Below are 25,198 nucleotides of genomic sequence, written 5' to 3' on the forward strand. Positions count from 1 at the left end.
AGGGGTCGAAGTTCCACTCACATGCGGCGAAGCCGCTACTTACGGGAGAAGCGCCCCGGACCGGCCTGATCGCGTGGCTTGATGATGATCTGGTCGAGGTTGACGTGTGACGGGCGCGAGGCGACGAATCCGATGACCTCGGCGATGTCGCTCGCCACCAGCGGGGTGATGCCCTCGTACACGGCGTCGGCCTTGGCGGCGTCACCGTCGAAGCGGACGAGGGAGAACTCGGTTTCCACGGCACCCGGCGCAACCTCGGTCAACCGCACGGGCTTGCCCAGTAGTTCGCCGCGCAGTGTCCGGTGCAGCACTGCCTGAGCATGTTTGGCCGAGGTGTAGCCCGATCCGTTGTCGTAGGCCTCGAACGCCGCAACGGACGTGATCGTGACGATCAGGCCGTCGCCGGAGTCGATCAACTTGGGTAGCAACGACTTCGTGACGCGCAGCGTGCCGAGCACGTTCGTCTCCCACATCCATCGCCAGTCGTCCAGGTCGGCGTCGATCACCGGTGCCAATCCCTTTGCACCGCCGGCATTGTTGATCAACACGTCGACGCGGGGGATCACCGCCGCGAAGGCGGCTACCGAATCCTCGTCCGTGACATCGAGTTCCAGGGCAGTGCCACCGATCTCCGACGCCAACTCCTCGAGCCGGTCGAGTCGGCGGGCACCGATCACGACGTGGAATCCGTCGGCGGCGAGCTGGCGGGCAGTGGCGGCGCCGATGCCGGAACTCGCACCGGTGACGACGGCGATTCGGGTGTCGGGGGCAATCTGTTCGGGCGAGGTCATGGCCCAATTCTATGTCGGTCGACCGGTGCGCCGATGCGGGGCCGATTGGGTAACGGCGCTACGGGTGCTAATTTGGGAAACATGTCCGCCAGCGAGACCACCGCGATGCGCGTCACCTATGTGACCGCGTCCCTCGGTGCTCGCTTGCCGCTGCCTCGGGAACTGTGCTGTCTCGGTCCAGGAACCTGTCTCTAGCCTCTTCGAGCTACAGGCAGTCGACCCGAATGCCATGGCCCTTCGTGGCTGCCGCATTCACCCTTGACCTGAATCACTTCGCCCCTGTCGTCGTTGTCGATCCGCGACGAAGGTCTCCACTGCTGAGGATCCACGAGGATGTCTGTAACCACCCTGCACCGCCACGCTCACCCCGCTGCCCTGCGCTCACCCGCACGGCTCGTTGCACCCGATCTGAGGATTGCCGACAGTCCGGTCGCGTCGGTGCTGCGGGTCGCCTGCGTCGAAGGTCCGGTCACGCGCGACAGTGCCGCTCGCACAACCGGATTGAGTATCGCCACGGTCAATCGTCAGGTGTCGGCCCTGCTCGGGGTCGGGCTACTTCGCGAACGCGCGGATCTGACGGCATCGGGCGCGATCGGACGGCCCCGCGTGCCGTTCGAGGTCAACCACGAACCGTTTTCGACGATCGGCATCCACATCGGTGCCGTCGTCACCGGCATCACCGTAAGCGATCTGCGCGGCCGCATCCTCGGTGCCGTCGAAATCCCCACCCCCGGTGGATCGTCCGACACAGCGCTGGCGTCCATCACGCGTAGTGCCGGCGCGTTCGCGGGACGCTGGCATCGCCGCACCGCACTGTGGGTCGGGGTAGCGATCGGCGGTCGCGTCGACAGCGTGAGCGGCACCGTCGACCATCCGAGACTGGGCTGGGAGAACGCACGACTGGCCGGCATCATCGGCGGCGGACTGGGCTTGCCCATCTCGGTGTCCGGGCACGTCGAGGCGATGGCAGCTGCGGAATTGCTGCTCGCTCCTCGACCGTCGAACAGTGCTGCAGCGCAGAGCGGAACGTCCCTCTACTTCTACGCCCGTGAGACCGCCGGAATGGCGCTGACGATCGACGGCCGCGTCCACACCCCCGCCAGCGGCCCAGGCTCCATCGCGCACCTGCCCACCGGCTCATCGGCGCTGTGCGGATGCGGACGTCGTGGCTGCCTCGAAGCCTCGATCAGCGATCGGGCGGTGGTATCAGCTGCGGTGGACCGCATGATCGTCGAGCCGCAGTCCCGTCCGAGCATCTCTGCGGTCCACCACGCCGCACAGGGCGGTTCGGAAGCCGCGCGGGAACTGCTCGTGGAGCGCGCTCGGATCCTGGGTCGGACGGTGGCGCTGTTGCGTGACATGTTCAATCCGGACCGCGTCGTACTCGGCGGCCAGGCGTTCACCGCGTATCCGGCCGCGATCTCGCACGTGGGAGAGGCATTCACCGAACATTCGACGTTGGCACGCAGGGATATCCGAGTGACCGGGTTCGGCGACCGGGTGCAGGAACACGCCGCGACGGTGGTCTCGCTCAGCTCCCTGTACTCCGATCCACTCGCCTCGATGCGCAGGGCCGCCGCGTAGGTTCACCTACTATGAGCAAGCCCGACATGAGCCTCCGTACAGCAGGACCAGTTCGCCAAGCCACCGGTATCGATGGAGCGAACATCGTCTACCGAATCAGCGGTGACCCCGCGGCAAGGCCGTTGATTCTGCTGCACGGATGGGCGCAGAGTTCGGCGTGCTGGGGCGAGGGACTGTTGGCCGACTTGGCCGAGCGATACCGCGTCATCGCCGTCGATCTGCGGGGTCACGGCTACTCCGACGCCCCGGCGATGGGATACGACGACCCGAAGAACTGGGCAGGGGACGTCGAGGCGGTACTCGCCGCAGAAGGCATCACAGCAGACGCAGTATTGCTAGGCTGGTCCTACGGCGGACTGGTGATCTGTGACTACCTCGCCGAATACGGATCCGGCGCGGTGGCGGGGATCGTGCTCGTCGGTGCCATCACCAGCATCGGCAGGGGAGAGGCCGGTGGACGCGTCGGGACGGCGATGCGGGCGGCCGTCCCCGGTGCGATGGCGGAAGAGCCCCGCGTGGCAATCAAGGCGCTCGGTAGCTTCGGTCATGCTCTCACCGGGCCCACAGAGGGAAAAGGAACCGAGGCGCAGGCGCTGTTCGGGCTGACGCTGTCTACCCGTCCGCGGGTGCGGGCAGCCCTGTTCGATCGCGCCGTCGGGCACGACGACCTGTTGCGCAGCCTCGACGTCCCGACGTTCGTGCTGCACGGAACCGAGGACACCGTCGTCGACGTCTCGGCCGGCCGTCATGCGGCAGAGCTGATCCCCACGGCGGCCGCGTCGTACTGGGAGGGCGTCGATCACGGCCCGTTCGTGGCCGACCCGCAGCGATTCTTCACCGAGGTGACCGAATTCGTCGACAACCTGTGAGTGTGACGACAGGTCACCCGTCGGACGGGGTAGTTATCGAGACGTAATGTGGAGGCGTGCACACTGAAGAGGTGAAGGGAAGCCAGCTGAACAGAGTCGCTGTGTTGTCCTTGCATACCTCCCCGTTGGCTCAGCCCGGAACCGGCGACGCGGGCGGTATGAACGTCTACGTGCTGCAGAGCGCAAAAGAGCTGGCCAAGCGCGGTGTCGAGGTCGAGATCTTCACCCGCGCGACCGCGTCGACCGATGCTCCCGTCGTCGAGGCCGCGCCGGGAGTGCTGGTGCGCAACATCGTTGCGGGACCGTTCGAGGGCCTCGACAAGCACGACCTGCCCACTCAGCTGTGTGCGTTCGCTGCTGGGGTGCTGCGTGAGGAAGCTCGGCACGAGCCCGGCTACTACGATCTGGTGCACTCGCACTACTGGCTGTCGGGACAGGTCGGCTGGCTCGCTCGCGACCGCTGGGGAGTGCCGCTGGTACACACAGCGCACACTCTCGCCGCAGTCAAGAACGCGTCCCTCGCGCAGGGCGATTCACCCGAGCCCGCCGCGCGCCAGATCGGCGAGCAGCAGGTCGTTGCCGAGGCGGACCGGCTGATCGCCAACACCACCGAGGAAGCGAAGTCGCTCGTCGAGATATACGGGGCAGCGCAGGCATCGATCGACGTGGTTGCGCCGGGAGCCGATCTGGCGCAATACAATCCGGGCGACAAACTCGCGGCTCGCGCCGAACTGGGCCTGAATCCAGACGAGTCGATCGTCGCATTCGTCGGACGGATACAGCCGCTCAAGGCACCCGACGTGCTCATCGCCGCAGCTGCCGAAGTGCTGCAACGAGATCCGACGACGCCACTGCGCATACTCATCGTCGGCGGGCCGTCCGGCAGCGGATTGGATCGGCCTGACAGCTTGATAGATCTGGCCGAGAGTCTCGGAATATCCGCACAGGTGACATTCATTCCGCCCCAACCGTCGTCGCGCCTTGCGCAGGTCTATCGCGCCGCGGACATCGTCGCCGTGCCGAGTTACAACGAATCCTTCGGCCTGGTGGCGATCGAAGCCCAGGCCTGCGGAACTCCGGTGCTGGCCGCCGACGTCGGCGGACTGGGTGTTGCCGTGCGATCGGGGGAGACCGGCCGTCTGGTGCAGGGCCACCGCACCGAGGACTGGGCGAATGCGCTCTCCTCGATGCTTTCGGACTCGGTTACGTTGGCCGACATGGCGATTGCAGCACCGCTACACGCAGCCAACTTCTCGTGGGAGCACACCGCGGACGGACTCATCGAGAGCTACCGGCAGGCCAAATTCCATTTCGACCGCGGTGAGGCGCCGAGCGAGTTCTCACCGCGACGGATCCGAGGATTGTCGAAACTACGCAGATCAGGAGCTGTGACTGCATGAGCGAGACCGTCGAACTGATCGACCGGGCACTGCGAGAGCGCGAGCTGGACTACACGCGGCGCGGTGATGTGTTCACCGTCGAATTGCCCGGGGAACGCAAACTGAAGACGACCACGATGTTGACCGTCGGGCATCACGGGGTGCGCATCGAGGCGTTCGTCTGCCGCAAGCCCGACGAGAATTTCGAGGGCGTCTACCGGTACCTGCTGCGACGCAACCGTCGGCTCTACGGGGTGCACTACACCATCGACAAGGTCGGCGATATCTATCTCGTGGGCCGACTGTCGTTGCACGCCATCACCGGAGACGAACTCGATCGCATTCTCGGTCAGACTCTCGAAGCCGCCGACGGCGATTTCAACATGCTGCTCGAATTGGGATTCGCGGAGTCCATCAAGCGTGAATGGGCATGGCGGGTCTCGCGCGGTGAGTCTCTGGCGAATTTGAAGGCATTCGAGCACTTGGTCGAAGCCGGTTCGGAAGAACAAGCGTAACTCGCTGGAAACTGTCGAAAGCCTCCGCCCGTAACGTCCGGTTCCTAACCTGACATTCATGACCAGGCCTGAGGACGCTCGCCCGCCGGTGTTGCAGATGTTCGGTTACGGTCTGCAGCACATTCTCTCGATGTTCGGCGGCGTGATCGCCGTTCCCATCATCGTCGGCGGAGCCGCCGGACTCTCCGGATCGGACCAGGCGCTCCTGATCTCGTGTGCATTGTTCATCAGCGGTCTGGCGACCGTGCTGCAGACGATCGGCGTACCGTTCTTCGGTTCTCAATTACCGCTGGTCCAGGGCATCTCGTTCGCGGCCGTCTCCACGATGCTGACCATCATCGCCACGGCCGAGGACGGTGAACGCGGTCTGCGAACGGTGCTCGGGGCCGTCATCGTCGCCGCGCTGATCGGTCTCGCCATTGCGCCGTTCTTCTCCAAGATCGTCCGGTTCTTCCCGCCGATCGTCACCGGCTGCATCATCACCGTCATCGGGTTGTCGCTGATGCCGGTGGCGGCACGCTGGATCACCGGGCAGGAGATGATCGCCGGCGAGGAGAACCCCAACTATCTGGACCCCGGCAACATCGGGCTCGCAATGTTCACGCTGCTCGCGGTACTGGTGATGACCAAGATTCCGCGGCTCTCGCGCCTGTCGATCCTGCTCGGTCTGGTCGTCGGCACCATCGCGGCATTGATCGTGGGCAAGACCGACTTCGACGGAGTGGGCGATGCGTCCATCGTGGCCGTCCCGACGCCGTTCGCGTTCGGCTCCCCGATCTTCGCTGTCGGCGCCATCATCTCGATGACCATCGTGATCCTGGTGATCATGGTCGAGACCACCGCAGATATCGTCGCGGTCGGTGAAGTCGTCGGAACCGATGTCGACTCCAAGCGCGTCGGCGACGGTCTGCGCGCGGACATGGTGTCCTCGGCTGTGGCCCCGATCTTCAACACCTTCCCTGCGACGGCCTTCGCGCAGAACGTCGGACTGGTCGCCATGACCGGCATCAAGAGCCGGTTCGTCGTCGCCGTCGGCGGTGGTGTGCTTGCCGTACTGGGACTTTCGCCGATCCTGGCCGCTGTCGTCGGAGTCGTTCCGCTCCCGGTACTCGGAGGCGCGGGCATCGCCCTGTTCGGCACCGTGGCCGCCAGCGGCATTCGCACGCTCGGCAAGGTGAACTACGACAACAACAGCAACATCGTGATCGTCGCGGTGACCATTGCTTTCGGCATCATTCCCGTTGTGGCTGGCGACTTCTGGGAAGAGTTCCCTTCCTGGTTCGTCACCGTCTTCGACTCCGGAATCAGTGCCGCCAGCATCGTGGCAGTGGTACTCAACGTATTCTTCAACGTGTTCGAACCCGGCACGCCGCCGAACCCCTCGGTGGTGGCCGCGGGACCGGCAGTGATGGTGCGTGAGGACGAAGCACGAATACTCCGCGAAGGCGGCAGCCTGCCCGACGATCTCCCTACCGAGAAGGGCGCACCCGACAGGGCTGCGGCCGAGAAGGCTGCGGCCGAGAAGGATGCCTGAGCGAAATCCTGCGCACCCTCGCCCGCACGAGTAGCGTCCCGAAACAAACGAAGTACATCCGAATTGGAGGACATCTTGTCATTCGTCACCCGCACGAGTACGCGGAAGGCAGCACTCGGCGGCGTCGCGTCGCTCGGTGTCATTGCTCTCATCGCAGGTTGTGGATCTGCTCCCGAGAACGAAGGATCGGGCGGCGGCGGATCCAGTGACTTCCTGCCCTGCATGGTCTCCGACAGCGGCGGATTCGACGACAAGTCGTTCAACCAGCTCGGGTACGAAGGATTGACCGAGGCTGCGTCGACGCTGGGCGTCGAGCCGCGCACCGTGGAGTCGGCATCGCCGACCGACTATGCGCCCAACATCAACAACCTCGTCGACCAGGGTTGCAACCTCGTCGTCACCGTCGGGTTCGATTTGGCCGATGCCACCAAGGTCGCCGCAGAAGCCAATTCCGACATCGACTTCGCCATCATCGACGACTCCTCGATCGACTTGCCGAACGTCAAACCGCTGACCTACGACGCATCGCAGGGTGCCTTCCTCGCCGGCTATGCGGCCGCGAGCTACAGCACCACCGGTGTGGTCGGCACGTTCGGCGGCTCGCAGTTGCCGACGGTGACCATCTTCATGGACGGCTTCGCGGACGGTGTGAAGTACTTCAACGAGCAGAAGGGCAAGGACGTGCGAGTCATCGGCTGGGACGTGGCCTCCCAGAACGGCTCGTTCACTGGAGGTTTCGCCGCGAACGAGGTCGCCAAGAACACTGCCCAGGGGCTGATCGACCAGAACGCAGACGTTATTTTCCCGGTCGGTGGACCCATCTACCAGAGCGCGGCACAGGCGATTCGGGACTCGTCACGTCCGGTGGCCCTCATCGGCGCGGACGCCGACGTCTTCGAATCCGACCCGTCGGTGGGTGACCTGTTGCTCACCTCGGTGACCAAGGGCCTCAAGACCAGTGTCGACGAGGTCGTCGCCAACTCCGGTGCCGATTCGTTCGACAACACCCCGTACGTGGGCACGCTCGAGAACGAAGGCGTCGGTATTGCACCGTTCCACGACTTCGAGTCGAAGGTAGATCCCGCACTGCAGGGCGAGCTGGATACGATCGAAGCCGGCATCGTCGACGGGTCCATCACCGTCGAGTCGCCGTCTGCGCCCAAGTAGAACCACGCAGTCACATCACTCACTAGTTGCGGGGACATGAAGCTCGAACTTCGCGGTATCACCAAACGATTCGGTTCGTTGATCGCCAACGACCACATCGATCTGAGCGTCGAATCCGGCGAGATCCACTGTCTCCTCGGCGAGAACGGTGCAGGCAAGTCCACGTTGATGAATGTGCTCAGTGGCCTGTACCGAGCCGAGGAGGGCCAGATCCTGCTCGATGGCGTCGAGCAGAAATTCGACGGACCGGGCGAGGCCATGGGTGCCGGGATCGGCATGGTGCATCAGCACTTCATGCTGATTCCGGTGTTCACCGTGGCCGAGAACATCGTGCTCGGCAACGAAACCACCTCGCTCGGTGGGCGACTCGACCTCGTGGCAGCCAGAAAGCTGGTTCGAGACATTTCCGCCAGGTTCGGCTTCGATCTCGATCCCGATGCGGTCGTCGGCGACCTCCCCGTCGGCGTGCAGCAGCGGGTCGAGATCGTCAAAGCCCTGTCCCGTGAGGCCGAGGTGCTCGTGTTCGACGAGCCCACGGCAGTCCTGACACCGCAGGAAACCGACGATCTGATGCGGATCATGCGGGAACTCGCGGCCTCGGGCACCACGATCGTCTTCATCACCCACAAGCTGCGCGAAGTACGCGAAGTGGCGGACAAGATCACCGTCATCCGGCTCGGCAAGGTCGTCGGGGAAGCGAAGCCGACCGCCGACAACACCGAACTCGCGGCGTTGATGGTGGGACGCGATGTGCAGCTCACCGTTTCGAAGGACCCGGCACCGCTCGGGGATGCGGCTCTGGTCATCGAGAACCTGTCGGTGTTCGATGCTCAGGGCAACAAGACCGTCGACGACGTCAGCTTCGAGGTCGCGGCGGGGGAGATCCTCGCCGTCGCCGGTGTGCAAGGTAATGGTCAGACCGAGCTCGTCGAAGCGATACTCGGGTTGCAGAGCAACGTATCGGGAACGATCGGCCTCGACGGACGCTCGCTCGTCGGGTCGTCCGTGCAGGATGTGCTCGACGCAGGAGTCGGCTTCGTGCCGGAGGATCGCACAGTCGACGGCTTGGTGGGGGAGTTCTCCATCGCGGAGAATCTGATGCTCGATCGCTCGAACAGTATGCCGTTCGTGCGGCGCGGAGCGGTACAGCGCGACTACCTGGACACGTTCGCGTCGGAAAAACTGAGCGAATTCGATGTTCGCGCACCGGGAATCAGCACTGCCGTCGGGCGGCTGTCCGGTGGCAACCAACAGAAGGTGGTGCTCGCGCGAGAGCTCAGCCGCGATCTGCGTCTGTTCGTGGCAGCCCAACCGACGCGCGGAATCGATGTCGGGTCCATCGAATTCGTGCACAAGCGCATCGTCGCCACCCGTGACTCGGGGATCCCGGTCATCGTGGTGTCGAGCGAGTTGGATGAGGTCGCCGCACTGGCCGACCGCATCGCCGTCATGTATCGAGGAGCAATCGTGGGAATCGTCCCCGGGGATACGTCCCGCGAAACACTCGGATTGATGATGGGCGGTGAGCGTGGTGAGTGAGGCCGAGCAGCCCACAAAACCCGAGCAGCCCACGAAACCCGAGCAGCCCTCGACATCGCACGTGGTGCTCCGGCAGATCTTCACCGGGAGCGCCATCATTTCGGTGCTCGCCATCTTCCTGGCCCTGCTCGTCGGGGCCGTCCTCATCGCCGCCACCAACTCCGATGTGCAGGACTCGGCCGGCTACTTCTTCTCGCGTCCCACCGACATGCTGAAGGCGATCTGGGATTCCGTCGCCGGCGCGTACTCCTCACTGTTCCAAGGATCGGTGTACAACTTCAGGCGGCCCGGGTTCGAGAACGGTATCCGGCCGCTGATGGAGACGCTGACCTTCGCGACCCCGCTGATCGTCGCCGGACTCGGTGTGGCCCTTGCCTTTCGGATCGGCATGTTCAACATCGGTGGACGCGGCCAGATGCTCATTGCCGCCGCCTGTGCCGGCTGGGTCGGCTTCGGCGTGAACCTGCCCGCCGGGTTGCACCTGCTGGTCGCCGTCGTGGCGGGCGTCGTCGGAGGCGCGCTGTGGGGCGGCATCGCCGGTCTGCTCAAGGCGCGCACCGGTGCGCACGAGGTGATCGTCACGATCATGCTCAACTACATCGCGTTCTATCTGATCGCCTATCTGCTGCGCACCCCCGGCGCGTTGCAGGCCCCCGGCTCGAACAACCCCAAGACCGCGGCGATGGCCGATACGGCGGTGTTCCCCACGCTGTTCGGTGATCGCTACAGCCTGCACTGGGGATTCGTTCTGGTCATCGTGGTGACCGTCGCCATCTGGTGGTTGCTCGAGCGCTCCGGCCTGGGCTTCCGGTTCCGTGCCGTCGGTGAGAATCCGAACGCCGCGCGGGTGGCGGGCATGAACGTGGACCGAATCTACCTCTACGGCATGCTCATCTCGGGTGGACTCGTCGGACTGGCCGGTGTCGCACAGGTTCTCGGTACCGTCACCACCGGTTTCAGCGCCGACATCGATGCCGGAATCGGATTCGACGCCATCACCGTCGCACTGCTCGGAAGATCGAAGCCGTGGGGCGTGTTCTTCGCGGGAATCCTGTTCGGCGCGTTCAAGGCCGGCGGATTCGCGATGCAGGCTGCCGAGGGCGTACCCATCGACATCGTGCTCGTCGTGCAGTCGGTGATCGTGCTGTTCATCGCCGCGCCGCCGCTGGTGCGAGCGGTATTCCGGTTGCCGAAACCCGGTTCCGAGAAGCCGGCCAAGGGCGCGAACTCGAAGGTGGGTGCACTGTGACCCCCACCCCCGGCACCGTGAACGCCCCCACCCAGGCGCTACGCGTTCGCAGCTGGAAAGTGCCGTCGATCCTCGGGTTCGTGACGCTGGCGGCTCTTGTGCTCTTCGTCGTCAACAAGGGCTCGGGCTCGACCACATTCGCGCTGGCGTCACGGGGCGACTACTTCGCGCTGCCCGCTGTGGACGTGCCGTCCTACGGCACCGGTCTGGTCGTGGTGATACTGCTGGCAGTCATCACCGCCTACACGTCGCTACTGGCGTGGCAGTTCAGTGCGACGCCACTGTGGCTGTTGGCACTGTTCGCAGTGCTGTTCGTATTCGGATTCCTCGCGTGGGCAGCGGACGGCGAGACCATTCCGGTTCCCGGATTGCTCATCGGCGCAGTCGCTCTGAGTACACCGCTGATCTTCGGCGCGATGGGTGGGGTGATCTCCGAGCGAGTCGGTGTCATCAACATTGCCATCGAAGGCCAGCTGCTTGCCGGTGCTTTCGTCAGCGCCGTCGTCGCATCGATCACCGGATCGACCTACGTCGCGCTGCTCGCGGCCCTGGTGGCCGGAGCGCTGACCGCGTCCTTGCTGGCGGTGTTCTCCATCCGCTACTTCGTCAACCAGGTCATCGTCGGTGTGGTGCTCAATGTGCTGGTCGTGGGATTGACGAGTTTTCTGTACTCGGTGGTGCTCACCAAGAACTCCGAAACACTCAACTCGCCACCGCGATTCGGAAGCATCGACATTCCGGTGCTCTCGCAGATTCCGATCCTCGGGCCGGTGCTGTTTCGGCAAACGCTGATCGTGTACCTGATGTATGTGGCAGTAGCCCTGGTTTTCTTCGGACTGTTCCACACCAAGTGGGGCCTACGACTGCGTGCCGTCGGTGAGCATCCGCAAGCTGCCGACACCGTGGGAATCAACGTCGCACGAACCCGCTTCTGGAACGTCTGCCTCGCCGGTGCCATCGCCGGCCTCGGCGGTGCGTACTTCACGCTCGGCTCCGTCGGTTCGTTCGGCAAGGAGATGACAGCGGGAGCCGGCTACATTGCGTTGGCTGCCGTGATCTTCGGCCGCTGGGATCCGGTCCGCGCGACGTTGGCCGCACTGCTGTTCGGATTCGCGTCGAATCTGCAGAACGTACTGGGCATCATCGGCTCACCGGTACCCAGCGAGTTCATGTTGATGCTGCCCTACGTGGTGACCATTTTCGCCGTCGCAGGCTTGGTCGGCCACGTTCGCGGGCCGGCTGCAGCGGGCAAACCCTACGCGTCCCGAAGTTAGCCCCACCCCTACCTGACTCAGCGGTAGGGTGCTTGTCCGATGTGACCGCTTTCACTGTAGGGTTCGGTCATTGTTGCCGCAGTTTTTCGAAGGAGAGCTATGAGCTTCCGCAGTCCCTTTCCCGATGTCGACATTCCCGATCTCAGCGTCTACGACTTCCTGTTCGGATCCATCGACGAGTCGGATCTCGACAAGCCTGCCCTGATCGACGGCACATCGGGTGACGTCACCACGTACGGCACCCTGATCGGTCAGATCGACGCCATCGCAGGTGCTTTGGCCGCGCGCGGACTCGGCGTCGGCGACGTCGTCGGCCTGCACTCACCGAACGTTCCCGCATTCGCATCCGTGCTGCACGGCATCCTGCGCGCGGGCGGAACCGCGACGACGATCAACGCGCTGTACACCGCCGAGGACATCGCCAAGCAGCTCACGGGTTCGGGCGCGAAGTTCCTGTTCACCGTCTCCCCGCTGTACCCGCAGGCCAAGGCTGCTGCAGAAAAGGTCGGTATCGATGCCGACCACGTGATAGTGCTCGACGGTGCGGAGGGCCACCCGAACCTGCGGGACCTGCTGACCCAGGGCGAGCCTGCTCCGGAGGTCTCCTTCGATCCCGCCACGCACGTGGCGGTATTGCCGTACTCCTCCGGCACGACGGGCGTGCCCAAGGGCGTCATTCTGACCCACCGGAACCTCGTCGCGAACGTCGCGCAGATGGAACCGCGCGTGGGTATCGACGGCAACGACGCGATCTTGGCTCTGCTGCCGTTCTTCCACATCTACGGCCTGACGGTGTTGCTCAACATCGCCCTCAAACTGCGCGCGCACCTGGTGACGATGCCGAAGTTCGACCTGGTCGAATTCCTGCGGATCATTCAGGACCAGAAGTTGACGTACCTGTTCATCGCGCCGCCGGTGGCCGTCGCGCTCGCCAAGCACCCGATGATCGACCAGTACGACCTCTCCAGCGTGCACACCATCTTCTCGGGTGCGGCACCGCTGGACGAGGAACTGGGCAAAGCCGTCGCCAAGCGTCTGAACACTCGGGTGCGTCAGGGATACGGCATGAGCGAGCTCAGCCCCGTCAGCCACGCCATCCCGTTCGATCGCGACGACATGCCACTCAGCTCGGTCGGTCAACCGTTGGCCAACACCGAGAACAAGCTTGTCGATCCAGGCACGAATGACGAAATCGAGCTTCCCGCAGAGGGATTGAGTAAGCCGGGCGAGCTGTGGGTCAAGGGCCCGAACGTCATGGCCGGGTACCTCAACAACCCCACCGCCACCGCCGAAACCCTCGACTCCGACGGCTACCTGCACACCGGTGACATCGCCGTCGTCGACCCCGAAGGTGTCGTCTACATCGTCGATCGTCTCAAGGAACTGATCAAGTACAAGGGCTACCAGGTGCCGCCCGCCGAGCTCGAGGCCCTGTTGCTCACGCACGAGGAGATCGCCGACGCCGCCGTGATCGGCGTGCTCGACGACGAGGGCGAGGAAATCCCCAAGGCATTCGTCGTCCGCCAGCAGGGTGCCACGATCGACGAGGACGGCGTCATGGCCTTCGTCGCCGAGCGCGTGTCACCGCACAAGAAGGTGCGACGCGTCGAGTTCATCGACATTGTCCCGAAGTCCGCGGCAGGCAAGATCCTGCGTAAGGATCTGCGCTCGGCCGAGGCCGCCGACAAGTAGTTCGTTCTCGACACGCACCCTCCGCCAAGCCAGATGGTGGAGGGTGCGTTCGTGTCAGAGCAGGGCGCTCATCGAGTGGCGGCGGACCGTACGGGCGTACTCGTCCAGCGTGATCAGCGGCGGGCGATCGATGTTCGATACCGGGGTGACACTCACCGACAGCTGGTCTCCAGCGGTCCCGAATGTGGTGAAACCGGCACCCGAGTCGGGTAGGCCCAGCCGCGCGAACATTGTCGCGATGATCTGACGGCTCATGACAGCGAGCTCCGAGGTCGGTCTGTTTCGGTGTCGCCGTGTTCCCAGTCCGACCTGACCGATCGCGTCCGGACCCAACCGGTGATACGTGTCGAGCAGGAGGCCGATCTCGACACCGTAACCAGGGGCGAACGGGAGTGACTCGAGCAGCTGCCGAGTGGCGGCGTATTCGCCGCCCAGCGGCTGGAAGACGCCGGCCAGTTCGGGGCGAAGCGCCGTCAACAGTGGACGCACCGTCAGCTGTGTGACACGGCCCCCGCCGTCCCCGTCCGTGGTGTCGCCGATCGTCAGCGGCCGACGGTAGAAACCCTTGACCAGTTCGACGCCGTCGACCATGAGCAGGGGGCCGACGAGTGAGGGAACGAAGTGCGAACCCGGATCGAGAAGATCGGAGTCGACGAACACCACGATGTCGCCAGAGGTTGCCGCGACTCCGCGCCACAGGACTTCGCCCTTGCCGTGGACGACGGGTATTCCCGGAAGTGCGTCCTCTCTGGACACGACCGTGGCACCTGCGGCGCGCGCCCGGGCAGCCGTGCGGTCGGTCGATCCCGAATCCAGCACCACCAATTCGTCGATCACACCGCCCACATGGGGGGCCATCGAGGCAATGACATCGGCGACGGTGTCTTCCTCGTCGAGTGCCGGAAGCACGACCGACACGGTCCGGCCACGTTTGGCCGCGATGATGTCGGCGAGCGGCCACGGCGAACGGGCCCAGGTGGCGGACAGAGCAGGAGTGCCCACGGCGTCGGTTCGGCTCATCGAGTTTCCTTCGTCATCGCTGAAAGGTCACGGCTCAGGACGGGCCGGTCGGCAGCCCCAACGACGGTGCGATCACCGACCACGAGTCGTGTAGGTCTTCCTGCCAATAGGCCCACGAATGGGTTCCGTTGGGTCGGAAGTTGTAGGTGGCGGGAATGTTCAACTCCTCCAGCCGTTCCTGCATCTGACGAGAGCAGGCAGCGGTGGTCGCCTCGATGACGGCACCGACGGCGACCTGTTGAACGAGCTTGCTGTAGTCACTTCCGATACCGGGAGCGCCGGGTACGTCGAACGCGCCCGGCGCTCCCGTTCCCGACGAGATGTAGACGGCGGTGCCGCGCAGACCCTCCGCATTGACGTACGGGTCGTTGTCCACCCAACCGGCGCTGCCGGGAGGGCCCCACATGTTCACGGTGGACCCACCCCCGCGGGCTTCGACCACCGATCTCACGTACATCTCACCGACCGGGTCGCTGGTACGCGCGCAGCCACTGAACGACGCAACCGATCGATACACGGAGGGGTGGGCGATCGCCAACTGCAGAACCGACGTTCCGGCCATCGAGATGCCGGCCACCGCATTGACCCCGTTGCTGCCGAGCTCGGTGTCGATCAACGGCGGGAGTTCGCTCCCGAGGAAGGTGGACCATTTGTTTCGGCCCAGCACCGGGTCGTCGTGCAACCAGTCGGTGTAGTAGCTCGCCGCGCCGCCCCGGGGCACCACCACGTTGACGTTCCTGTCACCGAAGAAGCCGGCTATGTCGGTTTGATCGAACCAACTGCTGCCACCGTCTCCACCGGCCGCGCCGTTGAGCAGATAGAGAGTGGGCGCACCGGGTGCCTGCGCCCGAAAGATGTCGACGGTGATGTCGCGGTCCATCGCCGCGGAATACACGTGCAGGACGTCGCGGCGTTCTCCGACACCCTCGACTCCGACGATCGACGACGCAGGCTCGGCCGTTGCCACCGCTGCTGTGCCCGACGCGAGAACAACGACGGTCGCGAGCACACTCAGGGCCGAAACGGTCGCATCGCGCAGGCGGTATCGATTGAGCATCTACCGTTCCTGACATTGTGTGGGGCCAGCGCACAGCCTGGGTTTCGGCCGGCGGGATGAGTACCCGACGCTAGAGCGAATCTGCGGAATGCACCACAATCCTGACGATTCTTCAGTTCTGACACAGGTATCCCGCGCTTCTTTGTCGTTTTTCCAAAATGCGGGTCTGTGGGGTGTTTTCCCTTCCGCTCGAATGATGCACTGGCCCCTCCGACGCACTGTGTTGCGTCGCATCTCTCTCCTTCGAAAGGTTGTGTCGTGGTTGCATTCGGACTTATCGACGAGTGGACGCCCGCTCCGGGACCCCTCACCACGTGGTCGCCCACCGACGCTTCACGCGCCGCCGCCGCAGCGGCACCGGTCCATCCGGCACGCCCCTCGCACATACAGCAGGCGTACCTCCAGGCCGCGTACCGCAACCGAGGGTCGTCCTTTCGCTTTTCCCGTCTGTGCCTCGTCACGTTCCGCATCGAAGGAAAGCTGGACAGCTCGGCGATGGGCCGAGCGTTCGATGCATTCGTCAAACGCCACGATTCGTTCTCGAGCTGGTTCGAGACGACTGCAGCAGGCTCGGTGCGCCACCTGGTCGACGTCGACGACATCGTCCTCGAAGCGACCACCTACGGCGTGCCCGCGGACTCGGCGGACATTCGCCGGCACGTGCAGGACAGCACTCCGGGCCCCGAGAGCTGGGACTGCTTCTCATTCGGCACGATCGAGCACGACGACCATTTCGTGGTGTACGCGGCGGTCGATCATCTCGACACCGACGGCATCTCGCAGGCATTGACCTATTACGAATTGCGCCAGCTCTACCGCAACGCGGTGACAGGGGAGTCGGACGGACTGTTCACCCCGGGAAGCTACGTCGACTACTGCCAGCGAGAACGCGCCGAAAGCGACACCACGAGCCTCGAGACGGCCGCCGTGCAGACGTGGATCGACCTGGTGGTCGATAACGGCGGCGATCTTCCGACGTTCCCACTTCCGCTGGGACGCAACAGTGCCGATTACACCAGGACGTCCCACAGCTCGTTCCCGCTCTTCGATGGGGCTCAGGCGCGGTTGGTCGACGAGGCATGTGCGGGCGTGGGAGCCAAGTTCATCGGCGGAATCTTCGCCGCGGCTGCCCTGGCGGAATACGAATTGGCCGGGCGGAACAGCTACTTGGCACTGACACCCAAGAGCACTCGATCGCTTCCGGGCGAATTCGCCTCGATCGGATGGTATTCGAGCCTGATTCCGCTGCGCTTCGATCTGGGTTCGCAGCCGACGTTCCTCACCCTCGCCGTCCGTGCCCAGGAAGCGTTCGATGCCGGGAAGCTGTTGGCGAACACGTCCTACCACCGAGTACTCGAACTGGTCGGTCCAGAGCACGGAATCACGACCCAGCCGGGTTGGACCGCTCCGATGATCTCGTACGTCGACGTCCGCAAGCTGCCCGGTGAAGCCGAGCTCGACGCGGCCGGGGCCGGGCTCTACGGAAACCGCGGCAGCTCCGAGGAAGTCTTCATGTGGATCAACCGATTCGAAGACCACACCGGCGTGGAATTTCTGTACCCGGGAACGGACGAGGCCGACCGTTCGATCGACCTCTACTTCGCCAAGATCTCCGAGATCTACTCCTCCGTGGTCGAATCGGGCGACTATGCCCCGCAGCTTCCCGACGCGAGCCACTTCGCGCACGAGCTTCCGGATGTCAGCAGGGTATGACGCACCGACGCAGCGGCTCGTGGGCGACGCTGTGCGCCTGTTTGCTGGCAGTGACGATGCAGATGATCGACGTCACCGCCGTCACTGTTGCACTGCCGACGATCGCTCGGGACCTCGACGGAACTGGTGCACAGCAAGTCTGGGTTCCAGCGGCGTATCTGCTCGCCTTTGCGTGCGCGCTCCTCACGATGGCGCGAATAGGTGAGGTATTCGGTCGCAGAAACACTTTTGTCGTCGGCACTGCGATGTTCGCGACGACGTCGGTGCTGTGCGCGTACGCGCCCACCATCGAGCTGTTGATCTTCGCTCGGGTTCTGCAAGGGGTTGCGGGCGCGGCCATGTCGGCCCAGACCGTGGCCATCGTGACCGCAACCTACTCCGGGTCGCGGCGTACCACAGCGTTCGCCTTGTACGGCGGTATCGCAGGGCTCGCAGGCCTCGCCGGCCCGTCCATCGGCGCGGTCCTGATGCACCTCGACATCTTCGGAACCGGTTGGCGAGCAATATTTCTGATCAACATCCCGATCGCTGCGATCGCGATTGCGATCGGCCACCGGTACGTCGACGTCGGTTCCCAGTACGTCCAGTCCGGTACCGGCGGTCGGTTCGATCCGGTCGGCGTCATGCTGTGGTCCATCGGTGCCCTGCTGATCGTCTACCCGATCATCGCGAGTTCGAGCCTTCTTGCTGCAGTGCCCGCCTGCGGCATCGGCCTGGCTCTGCTGGCCGTGTTCGCGGTGTGGGAACGGCGTAGACGCGCCGCCGGAGCGCATGTCATGGTCGATACGAGTGTGTTCGCCGAGCGGGGATTCTCGTACGGCTGCGTCGTCTCGGCTCTGGTGTACGGCACCTTCACCGGATTCGTTCTGACGATGTCGGTGACGTTGCAGACCGGTCTGGGTGACAGTGCGTCGACGGTGGGGTTGATCACCGTGCCCTTCGCGCTCGGAGCCGTAGCAGCGTCGTTGGTCGCTCCGATGTCGTTCCAGCGCTGGGACTCACGGTCGGTGGCCGCAGGTGCGGCGACCATGGGGGTGGCGCTGTTGGTACTCGGCGCAGCCACCGAGGAGATGGGACGCGCCAGTTTCGCCTGGTGGCTGGCTGTTCCGCTCGCCCTTGTCGGTGTCGGCCTGGGTTCGGTGATTGCGCCGCTGCAGAGCACCATCGTCGCGGGGGTGAGGCCGGACACAATCGGTTCCGCCACGGGGATCATGCCGACGGTCCAACAGATCGGGTCTGCGGTGGGTACTGCAATCGCCGGTGCCGTGTACTTCGCACTGCTTCCCGCGCAACCGGTCGCGTCCGACTACCTTGCGTCCCAGCAGACGGTGCTGTTCGGGCTGGCCGCCACCATGGCCGTGGCCACCGCAGTCGCCGTCGCGCTCCCGCGAGGTGACCGCGTCCCTACCGAAGTCGCGCGAGTGCCGCTGATGGCACCCCAGAGATCTCCCTGACCGATATCGCGAACGAAATGTATTTATCTGCAACACAATCCGAGGAAACCCGGCCTCTCGAATTGGCCGGGCCGAACGAAATCGAGAAGAGTCACCTCATGCGCCGCACCCTCTTGACCCTGACGGCCGCCGTCGGGCTGATGTCGATGTTGTTCGTCTCTGCACCCGTCGCATCGGCCGCACCCAACGATCCGATACCGGCCCCGGGCACCCTGTATGCCGCGCCCGCAGACCTGACCGGGAAGAGCAACGGCGACGTCGTCGGCACCAGGCGCTTCACCAGTCCGCTGTATCCCGGAGCCGACGTCTGGCAGATTCACTATCGGTCGTCCGATTCCAGAGGAGACGCGATCGCTGCGGTGACAACCGTTCTCGCGCCGGCCAACCGCGCTCCCGGTGGGCCACTGCTGTCGTATCAGCCCTTCGTCAACGCACTCGGGTTGCAGTGCGCACCATCGGAAACGCTGTTCGGTGCCGATCTGACGACCGGTGTGCAGGAACGTGAATTTCTGAACCTGGCTCTGGTGCGTGGATGGACCGTCGTGGTACCGGATCACCTCGGGCCCAAGAGTGCCTATGGCGCAGCGAAGTTGGGTGGTCAGATCACCCTCGACAGTGTCCGCGCCGCGCAGCGTGTACCCGAACTCGGGCTGGCGACCAGTCCGGTGGGTATGGCCGGGTACTCCGGCGGCGGAATGGCGACGGCCTGGGCCGCAGCGCTTGCTCCCACGTACGCGCCGGAGCTGAACATCGTCGGCGCTGCAGCAGGAGGCGTGCCCGCCGATCTCGACAACATCGCTCGTGCGCTCGGGTTCCAACCGCATCAGGCATTCGGTCTCGCGTTCGCCGCAGCTCTCGGACTCGAGCGTGAATACCCGGACCGCTTGCCGATCTCGGCTCAACTCAATCCCACTGGTCTTGCCCTGAAGGATCAGGTCTCGAACGCCTGCACGCCGGTGATTCTCGCTACCGGTGCGTTCAAGAGCGCACTGGCCGTCTCGACCAACACCTCGCTGGTGGACAGCCCCGAGGCGCAGCAGATCATCGACGAGAACAGTCTGGTGAAGTACGCCGGTGTGCCCACGGCACCGACTTTCCTCTGGGCCAGTGACAACGACCCACTGATTCCGATCGTCGCCCTGCGAGACACCGCCGCTCGATACTGTGCGAGCGGGGCGACACTGCAGTTCGACGTCGTTCATGCGCCGCAGCACATTCAGGCAGCATTCGAGGGGCTACCGGCTGCGCTCACGTTCCTGGACAACAGGTTTCGGGGTGTCGCGCCGCCGACGAACTGCCTCCGATGAAGTGGCTCGCAACCGTCGTCGGGGCAACGACACTAGCGGTGGTCGCAGCGTCGACGCCGGCTCATGCTGCGGAGCTGCCGGTGCTGGCACCCCAGTCGTTCGGTGACTTCTCGGTGCGGACTCGATACTTCGACATCGCAGTCGGCCCTGCGCGCGACCAGCACTGCACGGTGGTGGGCGACATCTACGTGCCGACGGGGCTGGGGCCCGACAGCCGAGCTCCGGCCATCCTGACGAGCAACGGGTTCGGCGGATCCAAGGACGATCAAGCGGGTGCCGCCGCGACATTCGCGACCTACGGTTACGTGGTTCTGTCGTACTCTGCGCTCGGATTCGGCGGCTCGACATGCAAGATCTACTTCGCCGATCCTGATTACGACGGGGTGGTGGGCTCGGCTCTCATCGGTTATCTGGCCGGTGCGAACGCAGGAGTCTTCACCGATCCCGCGCGGACCGTTCCGGCACCGGCGCTCGACGTGGTTCGGCTCGACGAACCGGGTGATCCCCGCGTCGGCTACCTGGGTGGGTCCTACGCCGGCGCAACGGGATTGGCGACGGCATCGATGGATCCGCGATTGGACACGGTGGCGTCGATGATCACGTGGAACGATCTGGCGCATTCGCTGGCACCGGAGGCGACCGGACGCAGGCCGGTGGGACCGGTCAAGAGCGTGTTCGGTTCGGCCTTTCTTGCGGCAGGTGCCGTGTTGACCGGACCGGTCGGCTACGCCACCGATCCGGCTCGGGCGCAGGGCTGCCCGAACTATGCGCAGTGGGTGTGCGACGCCGCCGACGCGTTCGCTGCGAACCGGGAGCTGGACCCGGCAACTTTGGCAGCCATGCGTCACGTCTCACCCGTCGACTATCTCGATCGCGTCGACGTCCCGGTTCTGCTCACACAGGGCCAGAAGGACTCACTGTTCAGCCTCGACGAGGCAGCCGCCACGTTCGAGACCCTGCGGGCGCGCGGAGTGGAAACGTCGATGGTCTGGCACTCGTGGGGACACAACGATCGAAAGGGTTATCCGGGGGAGTTCGACATCAAAGCACCCGACCCCTTCACCCAGCACGAGGCGGCCCTCGTGGGCAATTGGCTCGACCGGCATCTGAAGGATCGAGATGTCGACCCCGGGCCCGCCTTCACCTACTTCCGCGACTGGGTTCCCTACAGCGGTGTGGCATCACCGGCGTACGTGGAGTCGAGCACGTTTCCCATCGGGGACAGACGCACCTTCCAATTGGCGGACGGCACGTTGTCCGAGAGCGGTGCAGCCAGTGGCCCATGGTCGCAGACGATTCGGGATGCGGGCTCGCCCATGCACACCACTCTGGGACTTCCGAACATCGCAGCAGAAGTTCCCGTTCCACGTGTCTCTCTACCCGGTTCAGCCGCGAGCTGGTCGACCCCGCCGCTGGCCGACCCCATCGACGTCGTGGGGGCACCCGAGTTGTCCATCAGTCCGACGACGACAGGTCCCGCCACGGTGTTCGTCAGCGTGCTCGACGTGGCACCGAACGGCACTCGGAGTCCGATTCACGGACTGGTGGCACCGGCTGTCGTGACCGGAACTGCCGAGCCCGTCACGATTTCGCTTCCCAGCATCGTGCACCGATTCGACCGTGACCATCGCATCGCCGTCGAGATCACCGCATCGGATCCATCCTTCGCCGGTGGCCCCGGACCAGCAGACGTCACTATTGCCTCGTCGGATCCGATCAATCGAATTTCCCTACCCACAGTGCCGTGACGATCTATTCAGAAAACACCGAAAGGCTCGCCTTGACCAGAAAACTCGTTGCCATGGGGTCCATCCTCGTGGCACTGTGCGCGTCCCTGTTGGCCTCGGGCACAACAGCATCGGCTGCGCCGGCTCCGACGATTCCCGATCCGGACATCTTCTACGCGGCACCCGCAGACATCGCCGATTACGCCCCGGGCGACATTCTGGAGAGCCGCCGCGCGGACGCGTGGATGTATCCCAACACCGACATCTGGCAGCTCAAGTATCGGTCGAGCAACTCCGCCGGTGCGCCGGTTGCTGCGGTGACCACTGTGCTGATGCCCCGAGGTAGAGGCGAAGGAACGCCATTGGTGTCCTACCAGGCCGTGATCAACGCTCTGGGCGTCAAATGTGCACCGTCGCATGGCCTTTTCACCTACGAGATCGGTGAAGCTCCGAGCCTGTACCTCGGCATGGTCGCCCGCGGCTGGGCAGTTGCAGTTCCGGACTACCTGGGCCCGAACGGTGCCTACGGCGCCGCGGAGTACGAAGGTCGGTTGACGCTCGACGGTGTTCGGGCTGTGCAGAACTTCGAGCAGTTGCCGCTGAAGGACAGCCCCGTCGCTCTGCTGGGTTACTCCGGCGGTGCGCTGGCAACATCGTGGGCCGGTGCGATGGCACCCACCTACGCCCCCGAGCTGAACATCGTGGCCAGCGTGCACGGCGGAACTCCTGCCGACCTGGAATTGATTGCCAAAAATCTCGGCTACAGCGCGATTCCGCACCCCGCCTTCGGAATGGCACTCGCGGCATCTCTGGGACTCGAGCGCGAATACCCGACCGAGTTCCCCGTCTCGGAGAACCTCAACGCGGCGGGCCTGGCACTGCGAGATCAGGTGAGCAACCAATGCAGGCGTCCCATCATCATCGGCGGAGCATTCAAGAGCGCCCGGGATCTGTCGAATGTCGACATCGCATCGCTGCCCTCCGCGCAGGCGGTATTGAAGAAGAACAGTCTCGTCGATTACGAAGGCGTCCCGACGGCCCCGGTGTACATCTGGCATGGAATCAACGACTTCATCACCCCCTTCGCGCCGGTGAAGGAAACAGTCGACCGTTACTGCGCGGCCGGAGCCACGGTGCAGTTCAGGGCGTATCCACTGGCGGAGCACTTCAGCGGTTCACTCGTCGGACTGCCCGAGGCCTACGCCTACGTGGACGCACGATTCCGAGGAGAGCCGGCACCGTCCAACTGCGGGTGATCAACAGCCCCACGAGGTAGTACGCCGCAACCTCACACCCTTTTCCCCGACCGCGCGCCCATGCTCCGAGATGAGCGTGGGCGCGCGGCAACAAAACCTGGACAACATTCGCGAATCGGATCGCTTAGTCTGCGATCGTGAATCTCTCCGCCGCCCGTCTGGTGCCGATGCGACCGCGTGATCCGAACGAACCCCATCGGTCAGCGAGTCCACTGGAACTGTTCTTCGACCTCGTGTTCGTGGTCGCCGTCAGCATCGCGGCTGTCCAGCTGCATCACGCTCTCACCGAGAACCATGTGGCCGACGGTCTGCTCAGCTACGCGCTCGTGTTCTTCGCGATCTGGTGGGCGTGGATGAACTTCACGTGGTTCGCCACCTCGTTCGACACCGACGACTGGCTGTACCGCATCCTCACCGTCGTGCAGATGGCTGGTGTTCTGGTGCTAGCTGCCGGAATCGAATCGGCGTTCGTGGACCAAGACTTTGCCATCGTGGTGCTCGGCTACGTCGTGATGCGCGTGGCAATGGTGACGCAGTGGCTACGGGCATCACGGTCGAGTGAACACAGAAAGACCGCCCTGACCTATGCGGTGGGGATCGCGGGCGTCCAGGTTCTGTGGATTCTCTGGTGGGTGCTGCTCGACGGCACGGCTGCCATCATCGTGTTCTTCGTGCTGGTGGCGGCGGAAATGTCGGTTCCGCTGATCGCCGAACGGAACGGAGGCCCCACCCCGTGGCACCCGCATCACATCACCGAGCGATACGGGCTGTTCACGCTGATTCTGCTCGGCGAAAGTCTGCTCGCCTCGGCCAACGCCATCATCGAAGCCCTGCACGACGACACGGCCCTTGCGCCGCTGATCTCGATATCGGTGCTCACGCTCATGGTGACCGCCAGCTTCTGGTGGATCTACTTCTGGCCCCCGCATCACCGGGCAATCGGCACATTCGGCAACTCACTGGTCTACGGGTACACGCACTACTTCATCTTCGCTGCCGCAGGCGCGTTTTCGGCCGGCATCGAGGTCGAGATCGACGTGCTCACCGAGCACAGCGAGCTCGGGGCCGTCGGCGGGTCGTTCACCGTGACGATCCCGATCGCGGTGTTCGTACTCGGAGTGTGGTTGGTCGCCATCCGGGCCAACGCCGACCGCGTCGTCAATACCGCGGTTCCGCTGGGGGCGGTTCTGGTGCTCTTCGATCCCCTCATCCCCATCCCGATCACCCTCACCGCCGTCGTCATGATCGTCGTGGTCGCGGTCCTCGTCGCACGCGGGCCAACACGCGTGGAACATGAGAAACTGACCACATGAGTATCGGAACCCTGATCCTGCTTCGTCACGGCGAGAGCGAATGGAATGCGTCCAACCAGTTCACCGGTTGGGTGGACGTGCGACTGACCGAGAAAGGTGAGGCCGAGGGCAGACGCGCCGGTCAGCTACTCACCGAGGCAGGAATCCTGCCCGACCTGCTGTACACCTCGCTGTTGCGGCGTGCGATCAGTACCGCCAATCTCGCGCTGGACGCCGCTGATCGGCATTGGATTCCGGTCGTCCGCGACTGGCGTCTGAACGAGCGGCACTACGGCGCGCTGCAGGGCTTGAACAAGGCCGAGACCAAGGACAAATTCGGCAACGAGCAGTTCATGCTGTGGCGTCGAAGCTACGACACCCCGCCGCCGGCCATCGAGATCGGCAGCGAGCACAGCCAGGACGCCGATCCGCGGTACGCCGATCTGGACAACGTTCCGTTGACCGAATGCCTCGCCGACGTGGTCGAGCGGCTCATCCCGTACTTCGAGGAGACGATCGTCGCCGATCTCAAGGCCGGTAAGAACGTCCTGGTCGCCGCGCACGGCAACTCGCTGCGCGCGCTCGTGAAGTACCTCGACGGGATCTCCGACTCCGATATCGCCGAACTCAACATCCCCACCGGTATTCCGCTGCAGTACGACCTCACCGAGGTGGACGGGAAGCTCGAGCCCACCAACCCCGGCGGGACGTACCTCGATCCCGAAGCCGCAGCCGCAGGCGCAGCTGCCGTTGCGAATCAGGGCGGCAAGTAGCTTCAC

The 25,198-nt window shown here is 64.4% G+C and carries 20 protein-coding genes; 17 read left to right on the forward strand and 3 right to left on the reverse strand.

Annotation, left to right across the window (positions count from 1 at the left end; genetic code table 11):
- Positions 1–35: 35 nt before the first annotated feature.
- Positions 36–791 carry an SDR family NAD(P)-dependent oxidoreductase gene (locus RHODMAR_RS08975; RefSeq protein WP_008713606.1) on the reverse strand — a complete coding sequence of 252 codons (756 nt, stop codon included), beginning with the start codon at positions 789–791 and terminating at the stop codon, positions 36–38.
- 333 nt (positions 792–1,124) lie between these two features.
- Here RHODMAR_RS08975 and RHODMAR_RS08980 point away from each other — a divergent pair, with 333 nt between their 5' ends.
- The 10 genes from RHODMAR_RS08980 (at position 1,125) to RHODMAR_RS09025 (ending at position 13,593) form a co-directional block, all read left to right on the forward strand.
- A complete protein-coding gene (locus RHODMAR_RS08980) occupies positions 1,125–2,375 on the forward strand; it encodes an ROK family transcriptional regulator (RefSeq protein ID WP_008713608.1) in 1,251 nt (416 codons plus the stop codon).
- 11 nt (positions 2,376–2,386) lie between these two features.
- Positions 2,387–3,244: an alpha/beta fold hydrolase gene (locus RHODMAR_RS08985; protein WP_008713610.1), complete on the forward strand. Its 858-nt coding sequence runs from the start codon at positions 2,387–2,389 to the stop codon at positions 3,242–3,244.
- Between the two features lie 56 nt (positions 3,245–3,300).
- Positions 3,301–4,644: a D-inositol-3-phosphate glycosyltransferase gene (mshA, locus tag RHODMAR_RS08990; protein ID WP_008713611.1), complete on the forward strand. Its 1,344-nt coding sequence runs from the start codon at positions 3,301–3,303 to the stop codon at positions 4,642–4,644.
- Positions 4,641–5,138 (forward strand): YbjN domain-containing protein, encoded by a 498-nt coding sequence (locus RHODMAR_RS08995; protein ID WP_008713612.1) that lies wholly within the window; start codon positions 4,641–4,643, stop codon positions 5,136–5,138. The genes mshA and RHODMAR_RS08995 overlap by 4 nt, the downstream gene beginning before the upstream one ends.
- A gap of 58 nt (positions 5,139–5,196) precedes the next feature.
- Positions 5,197–6,672: a nucleobase:cation symporter-2 family protein gene (locus RHODMAR_RS09000; RefSeq protein ID WP_042938518.1), complete on the forward strand. Its 1,476-nt coding sequence runs from the start codon at positions 5,197–5,199 to the stop codon at positions 6,670–6,672.
- Positions 6,673–6,747: 75 nt separating this feature from the next.
- Complete coding sequence (locus RHODMAR_RS09005) at positions 6,748–7,839, forward strand: BMP family lipoprotein (RefSeq protein WP_232433606.1); 1,092 nt, start codon at positions 6,748–6,750, stop codon at positions 7,837–7,839.
- Positions 7,840–7,875: 36 nt separating this feature from the next.
- A complete protein-coding gene (locus tag RHODMAR_RS09010; protein WP_008713618.1) occupies positions 7,876–9,378 on the forward strand; it encodes an ABC transporter ATP-binding protein in 1,503 nt (500 codons plus the stop codon).
- Positions 9,362–10,627, forward strand: coding sequence for an ABC transporter permease (locus RHODMAR_RS09015; RefSeq protein ID WP_232433607.1), 1,266 nt, complete (start codon positions 9,362–9,364; stop codon positions 10,625–10,627). Before RHODMAR_RS09010 ends, RHODMAR_RS09015 begins: the two co-directional genes overlap by 17 nt.
- Complete coding sequence (locus RHODMAR_RS09020) at positions 10,624–11,901, forward strand: ABC transporter permease (protein WP_008713621.1); 1,278 nt, start codon at positions 10,624–10,626, stop codon at positions 11,899–11,901. The genes RHODMAR_RS09015 and RHODMAR_RS09020 overlap by 4 nt, the downstream gene beginning before the upstream one ends.
- A 99-nt stretch (positions 11,902–12,000) precedes the next feature.
- Complete coding sequence (locus RHODMAR_RS09025) at positions 12,001–13,593, forward strand: AMP-binding protein (protein WP_042938519.1); 1,593 nt, start codon at positions 12,001–12,003, stop codon at positions 13,591–13,593.
- Positions 13,594–13,647: 54 nt separating this feature from the next.
- On the opposite strand, the gene RHODMAR_RS09030 is transcribed toward RHODMAR_RS09025, so the two are convergent.
- The gene (locus tag RHODMAR_RS09030; RefSeq protein ID WP_008713622.1) at positions 13,648–14,613 is read right to left on the reverse strand and encodes a glucosyl-3-phosphoglycerate synthase; all 966 of its coding nucleotides are present in this window, start codon (positions 14,611–14,613) and stop codon (positions 13,648–13,650) included.
- Between the two features lie 34 nt (positions 14,614–14,647).
- On the reverse strand, positions 14,648–15,670 hold the full coding sequence (locus RHODMAR_RS09035; RefSeq protein WP_008713624.1) for an alpha/beta hydrolase: 1,023 nt from the start codon (positions 15,668–15,670) through the stop codon (positions 14,648–14,650).
- 258 nt (positions 15,671–15,928) lie between these two features.
- On the opposite strand from RHODMAR_RS09035, the gene RHODMAR_RS09040 reads away from it, so the two are divergent.
- From RHODMAR_RS09040 to RHODMAR_RS09070, 7 genes are all read left to right on the forward strand, one after another.
- A complete protein-coding gene (locus RHODMAR_RS09040) occupies positions 15,929–17,383 on the forward strand; it encodes a condensation domain-containing protein (RefSeq protein ID WP_008713627.1) in 1,455 nt (484 codons plus the stop codon).
- Positions 17,380–18,837, forward strand: a complete 1,458-nt coding sequence (locus RHODMAR_RS09045; protein ID WP_008713628.1) for an MFS transporter — start codon at positions 17,380–17,382, stop codon at positions 18,835–18,837. The genes RHODMAR_RS09040 and RHODMAR_RS09045 overlap by 4 nt, the downstream gene beginning before the upstream one ends.
- Positions 18,838–18,935: 98 nt before the next feature.
- Positions 18,936–20,144 (forward strand): lipase family protein, encoded by a 1,209-nt coding sequence (locus tag RHODMAR_RS09050; protein ID WP_008713630.1) that lies wholly within the window; start codon positions 18,936–18,938, stop codon positions 20,142–20,144.
- Complete coding sequence (locus tag RHODMAR_RS09055) at positions 20,141–21,892, forward strand: CocE/NonD family hydrolase (RefSeq protein ID WP_008713632.1); 1,752 nt, start codon at positions 20,141–20,143, stop codon at positions 21,890–21,892. Before RHODMAR_RS09050 ends, RHODMAR_RS09055 begins: the two co-directional genes overlap by 4 nt.
- Positions 21,893–21,945: 53 nt before the next feature.
- Positions 21,946–23,127: a lipase family protein gene (locus RHODMAR_RS09060; RefSeq protein ID WP_008713633.1), complete on the forward strand. Its 1,182-nt coding sequence runs from the start codon at positions 21,946–21,948 to the stop codon at positions 23,125–23,127.
- Between the two features lie 167 nt (positions 23,128–23,294).
- A complete protein-coding gene (locus RHODMAR_RS09065; protein ID WP_042938533.1) occupies positions 23,295–24,440 on the forward strand; it encodes a low temperature requirement protein A in 1,146 nt (381 codons plus the stop codon).
- Positions 24,437–25,192 (forward strand): phosphoglyceromutase, encoded by a 756-nt coding sequence (locus tag RHODMAR_RS09070; protein ID WP_008713637.1) that lies wholly within the window; start codon positions 24,437–24,439, stop codon positions 25,190–25,192. Before RHODMAR_RS09065 ends, RHODMAR_RS09070 begins: the two co-directional genes overlap by 4 nt.
- Positions 25,193–25,198 lie beyond the last annotated feature (6 nt).

Source organism: Rhodococcus sp. AW25M09, assembly GCF_000333955.1.
Taxonomy (GTDB): Bacteria; Actinomycetota; Actinomycetes; order Mycobacteriales; family Mycobacteriaceae; genus Rhodococcoides.